Raw genomic sequence first — 18656 nt, 5'->3', positions numbered from 1 at the left:
CGAAATCGGCGGCGGCGACGAGATCAATCAGAATCAAACCGGTCCTTCACTTTTCAGGCTTCCGAGCCGCAGCGAGGAGAGATTCCAAATGCCCACCGCAACCCCAGCAAGCAAAACCGCCGCTCCGAAGCCGCCGCCTGCGCCCGATGGCGACTTCTATCAGCTGGTCGACCTTCTCACCGCCGACGAGAGAGCGCTCGTCAAGAAGGTGCGGACCTACATGGAGACCAAGGTTCAGCCGGTCATCAACAAGTACTGGTCAGACGACGCGTTTCCGTTCGAGCTGCTGCCATCGTTCAAGGAGCTCGGCCTCGGCGGGCTCGGCTTCGAGGGTTACGGCTGCGCGGGCGGGAGCCAGAAGCTGTTCGGCTTCGTCGCCATGGAGCTGGCGCGCACCGACGCCTCGTTCTGCACGTTCTTCGGCGTGCACAGCGGCCTCGCCATGGGCTCGATCTATCTTGATGGCTCCGAGGAGCAAAAGCAGAAATGGCTGCCGGCGATGGCGCGCTGGGAGAAGATCGGCTGCTTCGGCCTCACCGAGCCGCTGGTCGGTTCCGGAACGAGCGGCGGTCTGACCACGACGGCCAAGCGCGAAGGCGATACCTGGATTCTCAACGGACAGAAGCGGTGGATCGGCAACGCACCATGGTGCGATCTCTCCATCATCTGGGCGCGCGATCTCGCGGACAACCAGGTGAAGGGTTTCATCGTCGAGAACAAGTCGACGCCCGGCTTCAGCGTCGAGAAGATCGAGCACAAGATTGCGCTCAAGGTGGTCCAGAACGGCCAGATCACGCTGAAGGACGTGCGGGTGCCCGAGGCGAACCGCCTCCAGGGAGGTAACTCGTTCCGCGATACTGCGCGCGTGCTGCGGATGACGCGGTACATGGTGGGCTGGGCGTCGACCGGCATCCAGATGGGCGCATATGAAGCCACCCTCAAATACGCCCAGGAGCGACTGCAATTCGGCAAGCCGATCGCCTCGTTCCAGATGATCCAGGATCTGCTCGCCAAGATGCTCGGCAATCTGACCGCGTGCCAGTGCCTGATGCTCCGCCTAGCGACGCTCGATGACGAAGCCAAGCTTGGCGATCATCACGCGGCGCTGGCGAAGGCGTTCTGCACCGCCAAATCGCGCGAGACCGTCTCCTGGGGCCGCGAGGTGCTGGGCGGCAACGGCATCGTCGCCGACTACAACGTCGCGCGCTTCTTCGCCGATGCCGAGGCGCTCTACTCCTACGAAGGCACCTATCAGATGCAGAATCTGATCGTCGGCAAGGCCATCACCGGTCACGGCGCCTTCCTCTGACCTTTCGGCGGGGCCGGCGCATCAGCGCCGGCTGCCCTACCCAGGAGATATGACCATGGCTTCGGGAACTGCACCATTCACCACTTCGCCTGCAACAGCACCAAACTCCGTGCCCAGAGCGGCGCTGGCCCTTGCGAACGTCCTCTACGAGAAAAAGGGGCCGATTGCGTACGTCACGGTCAATCGGCCGAAAGTGCTGAACGCGCTCAATACGCCGACCTGGACTGATCTGCATGCCGCGTTCGAGGACGCAAAAGCGGATGCGTCGGTGCGCGGCGTGATCCTCACCGGCGCGGGCGACAAGGCGTTCATCGCCGGCGCCGACATCAGTGAGCTCGCACATGTCGATGCCTACGACGCCGAGGAGTCGAGCCGGTTCGGGCAGCGTGTGCTGGATCTGATCGAAAATCTCGGCAAGCCCGTGATCGCGGCAATCAACGGTTTTGCCCTTGGCGGTGGCTGCGAGACCGCGATGGCCTGCACCATCAGGATCGCAGCGGAGCACGCCAAGTTCGGGCAACCGGAGGTCAAGCTGGGCCTGTTGCCCGGCGGCGGCGGCACGCAACGCCTGCCGCGCCTGGTCGGAAAGGGGCGTGCGTTGCAGCTGATCCTCACGGGCGAGACGATTTCCGCGCAGGAAGCCTATCGCATCGGCCTCGTCAACGAAGTCGTTCCCGCCGGCCTGATTGATCGTGCCGAGACGATCCTGAAGCAGATCATGGCCAACGGTCCGATCGCCGTGAAGTTCTCGCTGGAAGCCGCCAACAAGGGGATGGAGACGAGCCAAGGCGAAGGCCTTGCACTGGAAGCCTCCTTCTTCGGCATTTGCGCCGCCACCGAAGACAAGAAGGAAGGCACCGCCGCCTTCCTCGAGAAGCGTGCGCCGCAGTTTCGCGGACGCTGAAGCAAGGCCGCCCCTACGAGGATCTGGAAAGGACACCCATGGCAAACGACAATATTTTCTCCGGACTGAAGGTGGTGGACCTCGCGAGCTTCATCGCGGGCCCCAGCGCCGCCGTGATCTTGTCCGATTTCGGCGCCGACGTGATCAAGGTCGAGCCGCCGAGCGGCGAGCTGTGGCGGCACGCAAACCATCTCCCGCCGCAGCCGGTCGCCGACGATGCCTATCCCTGGCATCTGGCCAATCGCAACAAACGCGGCATGGCGCTCGATCTGAAATCTCCGAGCGCGCATCTGGTTCTCGAGAAGCTCGTCAAATGGGCCGACGTTCTCATCGTCAACACGCCGCATCCAGCGCGCAAGAAATTGAAGCTCGAGTATGAAGATGTGGTGGGTTGGAATCCGCGGCTGATCTACGCCGACATCACGGGTTTCGGCGACAAGGGACCGGATGCGAATCTTCCCGGCTTTGATATCACGTCGTACTGGGCCCGCAGCGGATTGCTGTCGATGACCCGCGATGCCGGTGCGGCGCCGACCTGGCCGGTGGCCGGCAGCGGCGACAACGCCACCGCCGTCGGGCTCTATTCGGCGATCGTCACCGCTCTGTATCGTCGCGAGCGCACGGGGGAGGGGGCGCATGTCACGACCTCGCTGCTCGCCGAGGGCGTGTGGTCCGCCAGCGTCTCGATCCAGGCAGCGCTCTGCGATGCGAAATTCTTCGGGCTGCATGATCGTATGCACCCCGCAAATGCGGCCATGAACGTGTACCGCGCCAAGGATGATACCTGGTTCGTTCTCATCATCACGCCCGACAAGGTGGAGGCCGTGGCGAAGGCGATCGGCCGACCCGGTCTCCTGACTGATCCGCGGTTCTCCGACCCGGCCAAGCTGATGGCGAACATGACGGAGCTCACGGCGATTCTCGACAAGACCTTCTGTTCCGAGCCGATGTCACATTGGTACGAGGTGTTCAATGGCGTCCACGTGACCTTCGGAGCGGTACGTGGGCCGCAGGAGGTGATCAATGATCCCCAGCTCCGGGCGAACGACATCATCGTTCCGCTCAATGGTGCCGGCGGCAAGCTGACGTCCACAATCAGCAGCCCGCTTCAAGTGCACGGCGTCGCCAAAGTACCCGCGAAGCGCGCCCCAAAGATTGGAGAACACAACGAGGAGGTTCTCCGGCAGCTCGGATTTAGCGCTTCTGAGATCGACGGCTTGCGTGCGGGCGGCGCCATTCCGAACACAAAGGAACCTTCGGCATAGGTCGAGGCAGCCCCAGTCAACCAAAACTCACGGTCTGCAGGCCCGTTCATCGCGTCATTGGCCGTGCAGAGCTCAATGCCAGGGTCGAGAGTATTCTCGTAGAAGACCGCCGAACATGATCTATGACGATGTCTTTGCGAAGGCCTTGACGCGGTTGCGCGACGAGCAGCGCTACCGCATCTTCATCGAAATCGAACGCATCGCAGGGCGCTGTCCGTACGCTATCTGGAATTCCCCGCGCGGTCCGCGAGAGATTGTGATCTGGTGTTCGAACGATTATTTAGGCATGAGCCAGCATCCGGATGTGATCAGCGCCATGTCCGAGACCGCGTCGCGCACCGGAACCGGTGCCGGTGGCACGCGCAACATCGCGGGCACCAATTCACCGCTGGTCGAGCTTGAGCGCGAGCTTGCCGACCTACACAGCAAGGCGGCGGGTTTGGTGTTTACCTCCGGCTATGTGTCGAATCAGGCCGGAATTTCGACGATCGCAAGGCTCATTGGCGACTGTCTTATTCTGTCGGACGAATTGAACCACAACTCAATTATTGAGGGTATCAGGCAGTCGGGCGTTGACAGAAAGATCGGGCAGCACAACGACGTTGCCGATCTTGAGCCCCTGCTTGCGGCAGAGCCCGCAAGGCCCAAGCTAATTGTCTTCGAAAGCCTGTATTCCATGGATGGCGACCTTGCGCCGGTTGGGCAGATTTGCGATCTGGCCACCCGCTACGGCGCTATGACCTATTGTGACGAGGTCCACGCTGTCGGGTTGTACGGCGCGCGCGGAGCCGGTATTGCGGCGCGCGACGGCACGATTCATCGGATCGATGTGATCGAGGGAACTCTTGCCAAGGCGTTCGGATGTCTTGGTGGTTATATCGCGGGGAGCAGCAATCTGATCGACGCGGTTCGTTGCTACGCGCCCGGCTTTATCTTTACTACCGCTCTTCCCCCTCCGCTTTGCTCTGCCGCGACTGCAGCGATCCGGCATCTCAAGACGTCCGACCAGGAACGCCGGCTGCAGCAGGCGAGCGCGGCACGCCTGAAGCAGGTTATGAGCGCAGCGAGGCTGCCGGTCATGCCGACAAGCACACATATCGTGCCGTTGATGGTCTGCGACGCCGGCCTTTGCAAGCAGGCCAGTGACTTGCTGCTGCGCGACCATGGGATCTATATCCAGCCGATCAACTATCCGACGGTGCCGAAAGGAACCGAGCGGCTTCGGATAACGCCGACGTCTTTCCATGGTCAGGCGTTAATAGACCAGCTCCTCGATGCGTTGATCGACGTTTGGCGGAGACCGGAGCTGCCATTCGCTCGATCGCCGTTGGCGGCGGAGTGACCGCTCCGGGCTGACAGGGGTCAAAATTGTCCAGCCCACATCTCATCAAATTCGTGGTGGCACGCAGCGCTGAAGCCTTGCAACAGATCGATCGTGCCGTCGATGGCCATTTCGCGCAGCTCGACGAAGCTCTTGTCCGGCTCCAAGTAGGTATCGAGGATTTTTCGGGCGACTTCGTCGGCACGCTGGACCACCGGCGCTGAAGACACGGCCCTCATCCTGCTCAACTTGGCGTAAAGACCGATCAGACCTGGAATGTCGCCTTCACCGTGCTGGAGCGCATCTATGTAGCACTTGGAGGCATCTTCGATGAATTCCGCGTAGAGGATCTGCCGGCGGCTCTTTTCGTGAAGCAGCCACTGGGCGCGGAGCTGACTTCGATGGTTCAACCAATTCGCAAGCCCGCTCGTCAAGCCACCGACAGCCGCTCCCATGAGGGCGGCGAGCCCGGAGATGATAGAAGCGTCCACAGATGCAGTCCCCAACCAGGTGCGGAATCCACCGGTAATAATTACTCAGCCTAACTATGACTATGACCCAGACGACCGCGGCCCTTCGGAAATCAGCCGTGAGCTCCGTTGCCCGGACAGATAAGTCCAGAACCATTGCGTTTGAACGCGGAACCGGTTCTGAAGCTGCGGCAGTGCGAGCACATGTAGTGCGGCCCACACCATCCAGGTCAGAAAGCCGCTGCTGCGCAAACGTCCGGCCTCGAGGATCGCAAAATTCTTGCCGACCACCGCCATATTGCCTTTGTTTCGGTACCGAAACGGTCGACCGTCCTTGCGTCCCTTGACACGGTTGGCGATGACACGCCCGACAAATCGTCCCTGTTGAATGGCTGCCTGCGCCACCCCGGGGACGGGGTGACCATCCTGGGTCATCGTAGCTGCGTCGCCGGCCACAAATACGTTGGGCGCCTCGGGGACGTCCATGAAAGAGCCAACGAAAGCGCGTCCGGCGCGGTCCGTCGTCGTTCCGAGCATTTTTACCACAGGCGAGGCGCTGACGCCCGCTGTCCAAAGCACGGTGGCGCTGGAAATCCGGGCGCCTGCCGCGATCACGCCCTGATCGTCAACCTTCTCGACCTTTACGCCCGTCGAAACTTCAACGCCGAGCTTCGTTAGTCGCTTGGCAGCCTTTCGTGACAGCGACTCTGCAAAGGTCGGAAGAATGCGAGCGCCCCCGTCCAGTAACAAAATTCGGCTCTTGGCAGGGTCGATCTTGCGGAAATTGTCGCGCAGGGTCACCGTGACCAGTTGAGCGATCGAGGCGGCAAGCTCAACGCCGGTCGGGCCACCGCCCACCAGCACGAAGGTCATTTGGCGAGCGCGTTCTTTCGGGTCGTCAGTCGACTCCGCCAATTCGAATGCACTCAGGATCCTGGTTCGAATGGTTTCAGCGTCGTTGAGGCTCTTGAGGCCTGGCGCGAACCGCGCGAACTCGTCATGACCGAAATAGCTCGGGCGCATTCCGGTGGCGACTACCAGGAAGTCGTAGTCGAGTTTTCGACTGCCAATCTCTGGGCAAATGACCTCGACCGTGCGAGCCCCGAGATTGATGCCCTTGACCTCGGCCAGCAACACGCTGAGATTCTTCTGTTTCGCCTCGAGCTGCCGGATCGGCGCCGCGATCTCGGATGGCGCCAGAACAGCGGTGGCGACCTGGTACAGCAGCGGCTGAAAGATGTGGTGATTGCGCCGGTCGATCAGCGTGATGTCGACATCGGCTCGCTTCAGTGCCCGTGCCGCTGCGATACCGGCAAAGCCACCGCCGACGATCAGGACGCGCTTTTTGCCCCGCGCCGCTTGTGTTGATGGCGGCTTTTCCTGCGGGAACGCTTTGGTCAAAACTGTCGTCATGGGTGCACCGACTCTTGGGGGCCAGCCGGCCCGACAGGATAATGCAGGGGAGGTGCGGACTGTTCTTGGATGGCGCTGCGGCGCATTGAACGGCCGTGCCTCATCATACGGGGGAGGGCGAGAGGCGTTCGTACAGCATGCGCGGGAGGATCAGCCCGAAGGCCATGGCCATGATGATCAGAAATGCCGTGGTACCGCTCGCGACGATACCGGTCAGCAGAGCCGCCGGCGCGTCCGGACCGATTGAGACCAATTCGACAAGGCCCGTCGCGGCATTGAACAGGAAGAAGCCCGGCATCAACGAGACGACGGCGGAGAAGGCGACAGCCGCAAAGGGCAGATGCAGGCGATCGACGACCGGCGCCGTGAGGATGCTGACGAGCATGCAGGCGACGAGCGCCCCCATCGGAGCACTTCCCCCGGCGAGGTAGATCAGCGCCCAGCGGGCCGCATGCGCCAGCATGCCGACCGCGATTGGGAACGTTAGCAGGCGCGACGGCATCGAGAAGAACGTGCCGAAGGAGGCGACGGCGCATCCTGCCGCGATCACGTCGATGATCAGGGGAACTGGCGGAGACGATCCGGCTATCGCGAGGTTTCCGCCGGCGGCGGTGAACCCAAACAGGCCGCCAGCGCAGATCAGGAGCACGATGACGCCGGCATAGGCCAGGCGCGCAGTTCCCAGCGCGATACGCGTACGAGCAAGGTCGATTGCACCGTTGAGAATATGCGGACCGGGGACCAGCACCATACAGGGACAGAAAGCGACCAGCGTTGATGCAACCGATAGTTGGATACGGCTGGCAGCAGCGGCCACGACTCCGGCGATAAGCGCGCCACAAAGCGGCTGGATGAGCGGGTTATGGCTGAAACCGGACAACCAGCGGCGGGCGAGCGCACCGATGGCGGCACTCGCTGCGATCAGCAGAAGGCTTGTCGTATCGAGCGCACCGAATATGACGCCAAGCGATGCCGCGCCGACGGCTGCGAACAAGATGAAGCGTGGCGTTGAGGACGGTGGCAGACGGCCGGCCGACTCGAGTGCGGATTGGGCAGCCTCGACCGGCAGTTTGCCATGGCAGACCTGTTCAATCACGCTCGAGACCGCAAGAACCCTGCCCATGTCGACACCGAGTGGCTTGGCGGGAACGATGTGTGAGAGGGGCGCGCTGTCGACCTTGACAATGAGCTCGCCCCAATATGGCAGCACCTTCACGGCCACGCCGAGTACGCGCGCAAGGCGCTCGGCGGCGACAACCGTTCGTTCCGTGGTCTGACCGTGAGCAAACAGAAGCGTGGCTGCCAGCGCGGTCATCTCCAATGCCGCCTCGCAGGCCGGTGGCTCGAGATACGACGTGTTCGTTTTCAGATTGGTCAATTGCGCTGTGCAGTCCAGTAGCCGGAGCATCGCTCACTTCCGGTGTGACCGCTCCATCTGCCGCCGCCCGTGGTCGCTGTAAGCCTGCCCGTGCCGGACGCGAATTTCTCATGAACCGTCACGGACGCTCGAACCGAGCCGGATTTCGCGACGTACCCTCTGAATTTCACCAGATTGGGGTGGGTCACGATGCCGTCGGAAATATTGACGGTGAAGTTGTAGCTGGGATCGCATGTGCCCCTTTGCGTCACGAAGACGAGATCCCAGGAGCCGTCATAGGCGGATCGCGCCTGTGCGGCGGACGCCGAGGCCATGAGGCAAACAGTTGCAACCATCCAGAGTGACGACGTCTTCATCGATAGTCCTCCAAGCCGCGTTGCTGGTATCCGAACGATGATCTGCATTAGAAAAAAGCCGGCGCAGGGCGCTTGTTGAAATGTGCTCAAATTGTCCTGAATCGTGCGATCGCAACGCGTGTCGTCAGGCCGGAATTCGCCAGCAGGAAATTTTGAGCAGGATTGGCCCCAATCGAGCAGCCCCGTTCAATCGCCGCCGAGGGCGCGAATGCATATTGCCTGCACGCATCGACGGCCAGCCGAACGCGAGAGGCGACACCGTTGAGAGAACCAGGAGGCAGCGAGATGAACGTCAAATCCATCGCTGTCCGGCTTGAGGAGAGACGGGGGCGCTTTGCATCATCGTCTCGTTTGGCTCGTCCGCAGGCCGGTCATCGCCGTGCATCCGACTTCGCCGCGCTCACGAAGCCGCGGGTGATGATTCTTGCCGTCTTCACAGCGCTCGTCGGAATGAGCATCGCCCCGACTCGACCTGATGTGCTAACCACTCTTGCCGCGGTTCTTGCCATTGCCGCCGGGGCTGGATCCGCCGGCGTCCTCAACATGTGGTACGACGCCGATATCGATGCGGTCATGAGCCGCACTGCCATGCGGCCAATTCCCCTCGGCAAGATCTCCCGGCTAGAGGCTCTTGTCCTTGGCCTCGTTCTTGGCGGTCTTGCTGTGGTGGTCCTCGCCTTGGCGACGAACCTCATGGCAGCCGCATTATTGGCCGGCACGGTTCTCTTTTATGTCGTCGTGTACACGGCGTGGCTGAAGCGGACGACGCCACATAACATCGTTATCGGCGGCGCCGCAGGTGCGCTTCCGCCAGTGGTCGGGTGGGTCGCGGCAACCGGACAAATCGGGTTGGAGCCGCTGACGCTGTTCCTCATCATCTTCCTGTGGACGCCGCCGCATTTCTGGGCGCTAGCGCTCAACCGCGCCGATGACTATGCCCGTGCAGGCGTGCCGATGTTGCCGATTGTCGCAGGACGCGCTGCAACAACGCGCCAGATCCTGATCTACAGCGGCCTTTTGGCTCTCGCCTCGGAGCTGCCCTGGGCGATCGGATTTGCAGGCACGGTGTATGGTGCGATCGCCGCCATCTGCGGAGCGCTTTTCCTTCTGCTCGCAGTTCAACTGAACAGGAGCTTTGGGCCTGATCGCCGCTCTGCTCACAGGCTATTCGTGTTTTCCATCGCCTACTTGTTCGTGCTGTTCGCGGCGCTCCTGGTCGATCGTGGCGGCAATTCATCCCCGCTCATGCGTGCCTCGCATGCTGGCCTCGGCATCTCGGTGCATGGCGAGCTTCTGTCGGAAACCGTCCGCACCGCGTGGCGCACCATCAACCTCAGCGAGGTCTAACATGCGATACGGCTTATTGGCTGGCCTCCTTATCGGAGCCATGATGCTCAGTGGTTGCACGGAAGGCGTGCTCGATCCGAAAGGGCCGATTGCGCTGGCGGAGCGGCAAATTCTGTTCAACGCGCTTGGCATCATGCTGGCGATCGTGATCCCAGTAATCCTTGCGATACTCGGCTTTGCTTTCTGGTTTCGTGCATCGAATGAGCGTGCGCGCTATCGGCCAGATTTCACATATTCCGGACGCTTGGAGTTGCTGGTCTGGTCCATCCCCGCGATGACGGTGCTCCTGGTCGGCGGCGTTGCATGGATCGGCGCACACGACCTTGATCCGGGCAAGCCGATTAGCTCAACCGTCAAGCCTGTCAACGTTCAGGTCGTCTCACTCGATTGGAAATGGCTGTTCATCTACCCGGAGCAGGGGATCGCAAGCGTCAACAAGCTAGTCGTACCGGTTGGCACGCCGATCAGCTTCGAGCTGACCTCATCGAGCGTCATGAACAGCTTCTTCGTGCCTCAGCTCGGGAGCCAGGTCTACACCATGTCCGGTATGGCGACGCGCCTCCACCTGCAGGCGGACCATCTCGGAACCTATGCAGGGATATCTGCCATGTTCAGCGGCGACGGCTTTCCCGACATGCGCTTCACGGTCGATGCAGTGACAGACGATAGATTCGCACAGTGGGTTCGCCAGGCCCGCGAAACCGGTTCGGCGCTCGATAAGCAGACTTATGCCGACCTGGTCAAGCCAAGCAAGGCGGTCGCGCCGTTCACCTATCGCGCCGTCGCCCCCGATCTGTTCAGCAGCATCGTAAACGCTGACATGGGTGCGCAAGACTCCTCTCTATCAATTTGTTCAACCTCGCAGAGGGCAGAGCGATGAATCTCCTTGGTAAGCTCGATTGGAACGCGATTCCCCTCCATGAACCGATCATCATGGGCGCGACGGGCTTCATGGTCCTGGTCGTGGTGGTTGTTCTCGGGTTCGTCACGGCGAAGGGAGCCTGGCTCTATCTGTGGCGCGAATGGCTCACCTCGGTCGACCACAAGCGGATAGGCACCATGTATTGCATATTGGCGCTCGTCATGATGCTGCGCGGCTTCAGCGATGCAATCATGATCCGCTCGCAGCAGGCGCTCGCAGCCGGCGGTGCACAAGGTTATCTGCCGCCCGAGCATTTCAATCAGATTTTCTCTGCCCACGGCACGATCATGATCTTGTTCATGGCAATGCCGTTCGTGGTGGGGCTCATGAACTTCGCGGTGCCGTTGCAACTTGGTGTTCGCGATGTCGCATTCCCTACGCTCAACTCCGTCAGCTTCTGGCTGACTGCGTCGGGCGCGTTGTTGGTCAACATTTCGCTGGCGGTCGGCGAGTTCTCAAAAGCCACCTGGTGGGGTTATCCCCCCCTGAGCGAAATGCAATATTCGCCCGGCGTCGGCGTCGACTACTATCTTTGGTCGCTGCAAATCTCCGGTATCGGCACCTTGCTGGCGGGCATCAACTTCGTCACGACAATCCTCAAACTGCGCGCGCCAGGGATGAGCTATATGCGCATGCCGGTCTTCTGCTGGACCGCGCTTGCCGCTAACCTGCTCATTGTCGCGGCTTTTCCGGTCCTGACCGCGACGCTCGCGATGCTGGCGCTCGATCGCTATCTCGGCTTTCACTTCTTCTCGCTCGAAGGCCAGGGCAATCAGATGCTGTACTCCAACCTCTTCTGGGTATGGGGGCACCCCGAAGTCTACATCCTGATCCTGCCGGCGTTCGGCGTATTCTCGGAAGTTATGGCGACCTTCTCCGGCAAGCCGCTGTTCGGCTATCGCTCGATGGTGGCCGCGACGATGACTATCTGCATCCTCTCCTTCTTGGTCTGGCTGCACCACTTTTTCACAATGGGTGCCAGCGCAAACGTCAACGGCTTCTTCGGCGTCATGAGCATGATCATCGCTTTGCCGACGGGCGCGAAAGTCTTCAACTGGCTGTTCACGATGTACGGCGGCCGGGTTCGGTTCTCGGTGCCGGTGCTGTGGTCGATTGGCTTCATGGTGACTTTCGTCATCGGCGGCATGACCGGCGTGCTCCTGGCGGTGCCTCCGGCCGACTTCCAGCTGCACAACAGCGTGTTCCTGGTCGCGCACTTCCACAACGTCGCCATCGGCGGCGTCGTGTTTGGCGTGATGGCGGGGTACAATTATTGGTTCCCCAAGGCATTCGGGTTCAAGCTCGACGAACGCTGGGGAAAAGCCTCGTTCTGGTGCTGGCTCGTCGGCTTCTATGTCGCCTTCATGCCGCTCTACGTGCTGGGCCTGATGGGCATGACCCGGCGCATGCAACATTACGATAATTTGTCCTGGCGGCCGTGGTTGATAGCGGCGGCCTTCGGCACCGCTATCATCTTGGTCGGAGTCGTTTGCCAAGTCGTGCAACTTGTTGTGTCGATCCGTAATCGCGAGGAGCTGCGCGACGTGACCGGCGATCCGTGGAACGGTCGTACGCTCGAATGGGCGACAGCGTCTCCGCCGCCGGCATGGAACTTTGCGTTCCAACCCAAGGTCGCCGAGCTGGACGCGTTCTGGAGCAGCAAGAATCGCGCGCAAGCGACAAAGGACGAGCCGACGCCGACGCGCAAGTACGAGCCCGTCGAAATGCCGAAGAACAGCGCCACCGGCTTTGTTACCGCCTTCTTCGCCGTCGTCATCGGCTTTGCGCTCATCTGGCACATTTGGTGGCTGGCCAGCGTCGGAGTGTTCGGCGCATTCGTGACGTTGCTTGCCTTCTCATTCCGCCGCTACAACGAAATCGAGGTGCCGGCCGAGGAGGTCGCCCGGTTCGTACGATCCCACCAGGCAGGAGTTGCAGCATGAATATCGCCGTCGCAATTGACCAGATTCCGCAAGACGAACTGCCAAGTGCGAGTGAGGCGGGACCCGCTCCAAAGAGGATCGTGGTCGCCTATGGCTTCTGGATCTTCCTGCTGAGTGACATCATCATGTTTGCCGCGTTTTTCGCGAGCTACGCGGTCCTCGTGCGCTCCACAGCCGGCGGGCCGACCGGCGCTCAGTTGTTCAATCAGACTACGGTCGCGATTGAAACGGTTTGCCTGCTCGTTTCGAGCTACACCTGCGGACTGATGTCCTTGGCGATCAATTCGCGCCGCTACCTCAGGACCTATCTAGGGGCCCTGATCACTTTCGCACTCGGAGCCGCGTTTCTCAGTCTCGAGATTCGCGAATTCTCTAGCATGATCGCCATCGGTGCCGCGCCGCAGCGGAGCGCCTTTCTGTCCGCATTCTTCACGCTTGTCGGATGTCACGGGCTGCACGTCGCGCTCGGACTGATCTGGCTGATCGTGATGATGGTGCAGGTGGCGGTATTCGGATTCGCTGCGAGGGTGCAGCATCGCCTGCTCTGCTTTTCCTTGTTCTGGCACGCCCTCGACATCGTCTGGGTTGGGGTATTCACGGTGGTCTATCTGATGGGAGTGAGTTCATGACCGACGCTCGACACGAACGCGCACCCGGAGACAGGCCGAGCCGCGAGATGCACGCATCGGCTCCCTCCGAGCTTCTCGTCTACACGATCGGCCTGTTTGTGGCGGTTCTTCTCACGGCCACGTCGTTCTGGGCTGCAAACACGACGCTGCTTTGGCCGGGCGGCGTACTCCTCGGGCTCGCTGTCCTCGCCATTGCCCAGATGGGCATTCACCTGGTGTTTTTCCTGCACATCACCAGCGGGCCGGAAAGCACCAACAACGTACTCGCGCTCGCCTTTGGCGTTCTCATCGTATTCGTCGTGATCGCCGGCACGATGTGGATCGTGGCAGATATGAGTACGAACATGATGATGCCTTCGGGTGCGCCGATGAGCATGCAGCACTGAGAGAGCTTGAGCCAAGACGCTACGTCGCGAGCTTGGCGAACGGATGGAGTGCGGAGAAATTCCGATGGATGGAATGATGACCGAGGCTTATGGACACCGGCTTGGCGAGCGAGCGCGAGTCGAAAACGCGTCTGCGATCGTTTCCCGAGCACTGCGCAACGCTGATATGGCCGTCACCGAGGTTCGATGCGATAATCCACGGCCGGGAATGAGCGGTCCGATTCGACCGGAAGATGCGTTCCTCGTCTCCGTGCAACTCCGCGATTGTCTCCATCGCAATACTGGTCGGATGGCCGACGAGCGTCAGTGTGCGATCTGCGGGCTGGCGATACTTCACTCCATGACCTGAGGCGAGATCCTGTCACTCTCCTCGACAAGCCCTATCACTCTCTGGTCGTTTATCTGCCGCGTGCGGTGCTGGACGTGATCGCTGACGAGGCCAACGCACCGCGAATTCGCGATCTGAGCTATAAGCCCGGTGTGGGCGTCAACGACATTACGATGTCCAGCCTCGGGAGCTTGCTGCTGCCCCCCTCAGACATCCCGACCAGGCCAACCCGTTGTTTGTCGACCACGTTCTGCTGGCGGTTGTGGCGCATGTCGCTCAGACTTATGGAGGCATGCGGCCAATGTCACAGCCGGTCCGGGGTGGGCTTGCGCCATGGCAGGAACGGCGCGCGAAGGAGCTGATCGACGCCAACCTAGGTGGTGTGCCTGTGGAGGAGTTGGCTCGGGAATGCGGGTTCTCCAAGGCCCATTTTTCGCGCGCGTTTAGCCAATCCGTAGGAATGGCGCCTCACCGATGGCTCATGAAGCGCCGCATTGAGGTGGCAAAGGAAACGCTGCGCGACGGGCGGCTGTCGATATCTGATGTGGCCGTGGCCTGCGGCTTCTGCGACCAGAGCCACCTCACGCGGGCTTTCACAGGGATGTTGGCGTAAGTCCGCGCGCGTGGCGCCGGGCTCTCGAACAGTAGACCCGCCACCAATAATCAGTAGATGCTCCTCCGGGAAGTCGTTTCAGCGAGCGGCTTGTTTTCGGACGGAAGGCATGTTGTCAGAAAATGTGCCTATCGGAGTATCTGGACCGATTGGACAACGCGAGTCATCTAGTCACCCTCGATATGCTCAGTTCGCTGTTGATCGGCAGCTTGCGCAGGTTCGTGACGTGACACACGGCCACAACGCAGATCAAGTGCCGAGCCAGCCAATGCGTCTACGACGACCTCGGCGAGCCAATGAACTGTCCACTCGATGATGGCGCCGAGGATGACTTCGCTGCCGCGATGTAGTGCGACCAGGAGCATTGGGACCGACGGTTGCGCAGTCAGCAGAATAATCGGGCAGGTCCACATCGCAACGCGAAGCGTTGGAAGCTCGCGCACGACCAGCGCACAGAGCGCCACCGCAATTGCCATCTGCACGGCAGTGGAGATTGCAGTGCGTGAGGCGATCTCGTTCACTGCGACGGTCACGCCGATCCCAAGCAGTGTGCCGAGAATGCGTCCTGTCAAGGACGAGCGCGTCTCGTGCAATCGTTCTTGCGAAACGATCATTGCCGACATCGCGGCCCAAAGTCCCTGCAGTCCCAGGAAGAACACGAACTCGTAGGCGACGGTTGCTGCTCCGGAGCAACGAAGGACAAAGGCAATCGCGCGAACGATCTTGCTTGCCACGGACGCCGCCCGATCGTCAGCGCGACAGTTGGCGAAGATGTCGATGAGTTCGCTGTGGTCGCGGCGAAGCGATCTTCATGAAAATCTCCGATCGGCTGCACGGCAGATCTGACACGCCGCCGTGGCTTGTTCAAGGTTGTTCACCGCCATTTTGAGCATGATCAGTCACGATCAAGCCGTCGCGTCCAAGAACGAACCGTCTGGAGAGAGCATTGTGTGTACGCAGCGACAAGTGCAGCGCTGCGAAACGGGATGAAATGCCGTTGCCGGAGCAGCGTGATGAATATCGAGACGACTGACGAAATGCGGATCGGCCTGGCGTCTTCATCGCGCACCGGGTTCTCCCTGCCACAGGGAAACACGCAGAATGGATAATCATATTTCCTGTTCACCGGAGAGCGAGCAGCGAGATATTCGCTGTCGGCGGCTTCTCTTTCGGTGCTGGCATCGCGGAACGCAGGAAAGCGACCTCATTCTCGGCCCGTTCGCCGAGGGCTCCCTCAAGACCCTGGACAGCAATCAACTCGGGCGGTTTGAAGCACTGCTCGATTGCACGGACCCGGATCTGTTTGACTGGATCTTCGGCGTCAGCGTTCCGCCGCCGGAACATGAACACGACGTGATGAGACTACTGCGCAGTTTCTGCACCGAGCGAGATCGTGCAGCGCGGCAGATTGGTCAGCATTGAAATCGGAATATCGACCGGAGCACCCCATGGAACGTCCGCTATCGCCCTTCATGTTTCCGATCTGGTATCGCTTCCAGATCACCTCGGCGCTGTCCATCCTTCACCGACTCACGGGCATCGCGCTGGCAATAGGCTCAATCCTGCTCGTCTGGTGGCTCATCACCGTGGCGACCGGCGGTGAACTGTTTGCAACCACCCATGCATTTCTCGCTTCGCCGATCGGCCTTGTGCTGTTGTTCGGCTGGTCGGTCGCCTTCTTCTACCACCTATGTAACGGCGTCCGTCATCTGGCTTGGGACGCCGGTTACGGCCTTGAAATCAGGGGCGCCTCTCGGAGCGGCTACGCTGTTCTCGCCGCGACCGTGCTCCTGACTGCCATGACCTGGCTCTGCGTGTTTCTGGCCTAGGAGACTCCAATGACAAAGACTTCCTCTCTATCGGACAAGACGGCGCTGCGCGACGAGGTGGTGCCTCGGCGCGTCCGCCAGTTCGGCAGCGCGCGCGACGGACTGCGCGAATGGCGATTGCAGCGCTTGACGGCCATCGCGCTGATCCCGCTGAGCGTCTATTTCGCAGTGTCGATCCTGTCACTCGCGACCTCGGACCGGAAGACGGCCGCCGACTGGCTTTCCTTGCCTGTACCAGCCCTGCTCGTGATCCTCGTCGTTCTTGCCGGGATCACGCATGCGCTGATCGGCGTACGCTCGGTCATTCTCGATTACGTGCACACACGCGCCCGGCTGCTGGCAGCCGAACTTCTCTTTCGGGCAGTTGCGGTGATCCTCGCAGGCGCCGGCGTGCTCGCTGTCCTCAAGCTCTTTCTCGGCCACTAAGGAGACCAGAATGCCAAACGCCTACGAAATCGTTGACCACTCTTTCGACGTGATCGTCCTCGGTGCCGGCGGCGCCGGACTCCGGGCCACACTCGGGATGGTCGCGGCCGGTTTGAACACAGCCTGCATCACCAAGGTCTTTCCCACCCGCAGCCATACCGTCGCGGCGCAAGGTGGTGTCAGCGCTGCCCTGGGAAATATCGAAAACGACGACTGGCGCTGGCACATGTTCGACACGGTGAGGGGGTCCGACTGGCTCGGCGACCAGGACGCGATCGCGTACATGTGTCGTGAGGCGGTAGACGCTGTCGTCGAGCTTGAGCATCTGGGGGTGCCGTTCAGTCGAACCGATGCCGGTAAAATCTACCAGCGGCGCTTCGGCGGGCACACGACGGACTATGCCAAGGGCGACATGGCTTACCGGGCCTGCGCCGCGGCTGATCGCACCGGCCACGCCATCCTGCACACGCTCTACCAACAGTGCCTGAAGCACAAAGCCCGATTCTTCATTGAGTATTTTGCACTCGACCTGCTGATGGACGACGACGGTTTCTGCCGTGGTCTGCTCGCCTTGTGTCTTGAAGACGGATCGATCCATCGTTTCCGCGCCAACATGACGGTCATCGCGACAGGCGGGTGCGGCCGCGTCTACCAGTCCTGCACCTCGGCGCACACCTGCACCGGTGACGGAAGCGCGATGGTGCTGCGCGCCGGCCTGCCGCTGCAGGACATGGAATTCATTCAATTCCATCCCACCGGCGTCTACGGCGCGGGCGTTTTGATTACCGAAGGCGCCCGTGGCGAGGGCGGCTATCTGACCAACAGCGAGGGCGAGCGGTTCATGCCTAAATATGCGCCGCGAGAGAAGGATTTGTCATCACGCGATGTCGTCAGCCGGGCCGAAGCTGTCGAGATCCGAGAAGGCCGCGGGGTCGGTGAGAAAAAGGATCACATCCATCTTCACCTCGAACATATCCCCGCGGATGTGCTCGACGCGCGTCTGCCCGGCATTGTCCAGTCAGCGCGTACGTTCGCCGGCGTTGACGCGCATAAGGAGCCAATTCCCGTTATTCCGACGGTGCATTACGTCATGGGCGGCATTCCGACGAACATCAAGGCTGAAGTCGTTCATCCGACAAAGGACAGCACAGAGACAGTCGTGCCGGGACTGATGGCGATCGGTGAAGCGGCATGTGTTTCGGTGCATGGCGCCAACCGGCTAGGCACCAACAGCTTGCTCGATCTTATTGTCTTCGGGCGGGCGGCAGCGTTGCGCGCGGCCGAGTTGATCAAGCCGGGAACTCGTGCGCGTGAGGTGAATGGTCACTCGCAGGAGGCCGCGTTGGCTCGTTTCGACCGGACCCGCCATAGCAAGGGCGGCAACAAGCCCGGTGAGATCCGTCCGCTGATGCAGGAAGCAATGCAATCGGGCTTTGGCGTATTTCGTCGTGAAGACACCTTGCAGGAGGGAATGAAGAAGCTGAACGACCTGCGCGATCCCCTGGAGCGCGTTACGGTCGATGACTCCTCGCTGAAGTGGAACGTCGCGTTGGTCTCGGCCCTTGAGCTCGCAAATCTGTCCGAGCAGGCGGTCGTGATTGCTCATTCCGCCGTGGCCCGCACGGAATCGCGAGGAGCACACGCGCGTGATGACTATCCGCAGCGCGATGACAAGAATTGGCTCAAGCACACCGTCGCCCGGAAAGATGCAGACTGGAAGGTCACCTTCGACTATCGCCCGGTGCGTCTGGAAACGCGCTCCAACGAAGTGGAAAGCTTTCCGCCGGCAGAGCGCACTCATTAGCGCGTCGGGTTCA

19 protein-coding genes are annotated in these 18656 nt (G+C 61.1%); 14 read left to right on the top strand and 5 right to left on the bottom strand.

All coding sequences use genetic code 11. The features are described from left to right. The first annotated feature begins 88 nt into the window (after nt 1-88). The 4 genes from FXV83_RS12120 to hemA all read left to right on the top strand — a co-directional run bounded on the left by FXV83_RS12120 (nt 89) and on the right by hemA (nt 4820). Nucleotides 89-1309 carry an acyl-CoA dehydrogenase family protein gene (locus FXV83_RS12120; protein WP_148739407.1) on the top strand — a complete coding sequence of 407 codons (1221 nt, stop codon included), beginning with the start codon at nt 89-91 and terminating at the stop codon, nt 1307-1309. Nucleotides 1310-1364: 55 nt separating this feature from the next. Beyond that, the gene (locus FXV83_RS12115) at nt 1365-2213 is read left to right on the top strand and encodes an enoyl-CoA hydratase-related protein (protein ID WP_148739406.1); all 849 of its coding nucleotides are present in this window, start codon (nt 1365-1367) and stop codon (nt 2211-2213) included. A 38-nt stretch (nt 2214-2251) separates the two neighbouring features. Continuing rightward, nucleotides 2252-3478, top strand: a complete 1227-nt coding sequence (locus FXV83_RS12110) for a CaiB/BaiF CoA transferase family protein (protein ID WP_148739405.1) — start codon at nt 2252-2254, stop codon at nt 3476-3478. Nucleotides 3479-3593: 115 nt separating this feature from the next. Then, nucleotides 3594-4820 (top strand): 5-aminolevulinate synthase, encoded by a 1227-nt coding sequence (hemA, locus tag FXV83_RS12105; RefSeq protein ID WP_148739404.1) that lies wholly within the window; start codon nt 3594-3596, stop codon nt 4818-4820. Nucleotides 4821-4840: 20 nt separating this feature from the next. On the opposite strand, the gene FXV83_RS12100 is transcribed toward hemA, so the two are convergent. The 4 genes from FXV83_RS12100 to FXV83_RS12085 all read right to left on the bottom strand — a co-directional run bounded on the left by FXV83_RS12100 (nt 4841) and on the right by FXV83_RS12085 (nt 8416). Further along, nucleotides 4841-5290, bottom strand: coding sequence for a hypothetical protein (locus FXV83_RS12100; protein ID WP_210250728.1), 450 nt, complete (start codon nt 5288-5290; stop codon nt 4841-4843). Between the two features lie 60 nt (nt 5291-5350). After that, the gene (locus FXV83_RS12095) at nt 5351-6682 is read right to left on the bottom strand and encodes an NAD(P)/FAD-dependent oxidoreductase (protein ID WP_148739402.1); all 1332 of its coding nucleotides are present in this window, start codon (nt 6680-6682) and stop codon (nt 5351-5353) included. A gap of 103 nt (nt 6683-6785) precedes the next feature. Next, on the bottom strand, nt 6786-8090 hold the full coding sequence (locus FXV83_RS12090) for a threonine/serine exporter family protein (RefSeq protein WP_235939440.1): 1305 nt from the start codon (nt 8088-8090) through the stop codon (nt 6786-6788). Then, nucleotides 8057-8416, bottom strand: a complete 360-nt coding sequence (locus FXV83_RS12085; RefSeq protein WP_148739401.1) for a hypothetical protein — start codon at nt 8414-8416, stop codon at nt 8057-8059. Before FXV83_RS12085 ends, FXV83_RS12090 begins: the two co-directional genes overlap by 34 nt. A gap of 285 nt (nt 8417-8701) precedes the next feature. Here FXV83_RS12085 and FXV83_RS12080 point away from each other — a divergent pair, with 285 nt between their 5' ends. The 6 genes from FXV83_RS12080 to FXV83_RS12055 all read left to right on the top strand — a co-directional run bounded on the left by FXV83_RS12080 (nt 8702) and on the right by FXV83_RS12055 (nt 14584). After that, nucleotides 8702-9763: a heme o synthase gene (locus tag FXV83_RS12080; RefSeq protein WP_148739400.1), complete on the top strand. Its 1062-nt coding sequence runs from the start codon at nt 8702-8704 to the stop codon at nt 9761-9763. A 1-nt stretch (nt 9764) separates the two neighbouring features. Then, a complete protein-coding gene (cyoA, locus tag FXV83_RS12075) occupies nt 9765-10643 on the top strand; it encodes a ubiquinol oxidase subunit II (RefSeq protein WP_235939429.1) in 879 nt (292 codons plus the stop codon). After that, the gene (cyoB, locus tag FXV83_RS12070) at nt 10640-12628 is read left to right on the top strand and encodes a cytochrome o ubiquinol oxidase subunit I (RefSeq protein ID WP_148739399.1); all 1989 of its coding nucleotides are present in this window, start codon (nt 10640-10642) and stop codon (nt 12626-12628) included. The genes cyoA and cyoB overlap by 4 nt, the downstream gene beginning before the upstream one ends. Continuing rightward, nucleotides 12625-13257, top strand: coding sequence for a cytochrome o ubiquinol oxidase subunit III (gene cyoC, locus FXV83_RS12065; RefSeq protein ID WP_148739398.1), 633 nt, complete (start codon nt 12625-12627; stop codon nt 13255-13257). The genes cyoB and cyoC overlap by 4 nt, the downstream gene beginning before the upstream one ends. Then, nucleotides 13254-13643, top strand: coding sequence for a cytochrome o ubiquinol oxidase subunit IV (gene cyoD / locus FXV83_RS12060; RefSeq protein ID WP_148739397.1), 390 nt, complete (start codon nt 13254-13256; stop codon nt 13641-13643). The genes cyoC and cyoD overlap by 4 nt, the downstream gene beginning before the upstream one ends. A 629-nt stretch (nt 13644-14272) precedes the next feature. Next, a complete protein-coding gene (locus FXV83_RS12055) occupies nt 14273-14584 on the top strand; it encodes a helix-turn-helix domain-containing protein (RefSeq protein ID WP_187435847.1) in 312 nt (103 codons plus the stop codon). Nucleotides 14585-14751: 167 nt separating this feature from the next. Here the strand turns inward: FXV83_RS12055 and FXV83_RS12050 are convergent, their stop codons facing one another. Continuing rightward, nucleotides 14752-15318 (bottom strand): FUSC family protein, encoded by a 567-nt coding sequence (locus FXV83_RS12050; protein WP_148739395.1) that lies wholly within the window; start codon nt 15316-15318, stop codon nt 14752-14754. 367 nt (nt 15319-15685) lie between these two features. On the opposite strand from FXV83_RS12050, the gene FXV83_RS12045 reads away from it, so the two are divergent. The 4 genes from FXV83_RS12045 to sdhA are packed head-to-tail and all read left to right on the top strand — an operon-like array spanning nt 15686 to nt 18643. Further along, nucleotides 15686-16006 (top strand): succinate dehydrogenase assembly factor 2, encoded by a 321-nt coding sequence (locus tag FXV83_RS12045; protein WP_148739394.1) that lies wholly within the window; start codon nt 15686-15688, stop codon nt 16004-16006. A gap of 26 nt (nt 16007-16032) precedes the next feature. Then, entirely contained in the window at nt 16033-16413 is a 381-nt protein-coding gene (gene sdhC / locus FXV83_RS12040) for a succinate dehydrogenase, cytochrome b556 subunit (RefSeq protein WP_148739393.1), read from the top strand. A 9-nt stretch (nt 16414-16422) separates the two neighbouring features. Continuing rightward, on the top strand, nt 16423-16839 hold the full coding sequence (sdhD, locus tag FXV83_RS12035) for a succinate dehydrogenase, hydrophobic membrane anchor protein (RefSeq protein ID WP_148739392.1): 417 nt from the start codon (nt 16423-16425) through the stop codon (nt 16837-16839). Between the two features lie 10 nt (nt 16840-16849). After that, on the top strand, nt 16850-18643 hold the full coding sequence (sdhA, locus tag FXV83_RS12030) for a succinate dehydrogenase flavoprotein subunit (protein ID WP_148739391.1): 1794 nt from the start codon (nt 16850-16852) through the stop codon (nt 18641-18643). Nucleotides 18644-18656: the final 13 nt, after the last annotated feature.

Origin of the sequence: Bradyrhizobium hipponense, assembly GCF_008123965.1 — a bacterium.
Lineage (GTDB): Bacteria > Pseudomonadota > Alphaproteobacteria > Rhizobiales > Xanthobacteraceae > Bradyrhizobium > Bradyrhizobium hipponense.
This window is presented reverse-complemented; position numbering and strand designations above follow the sequence as displayed.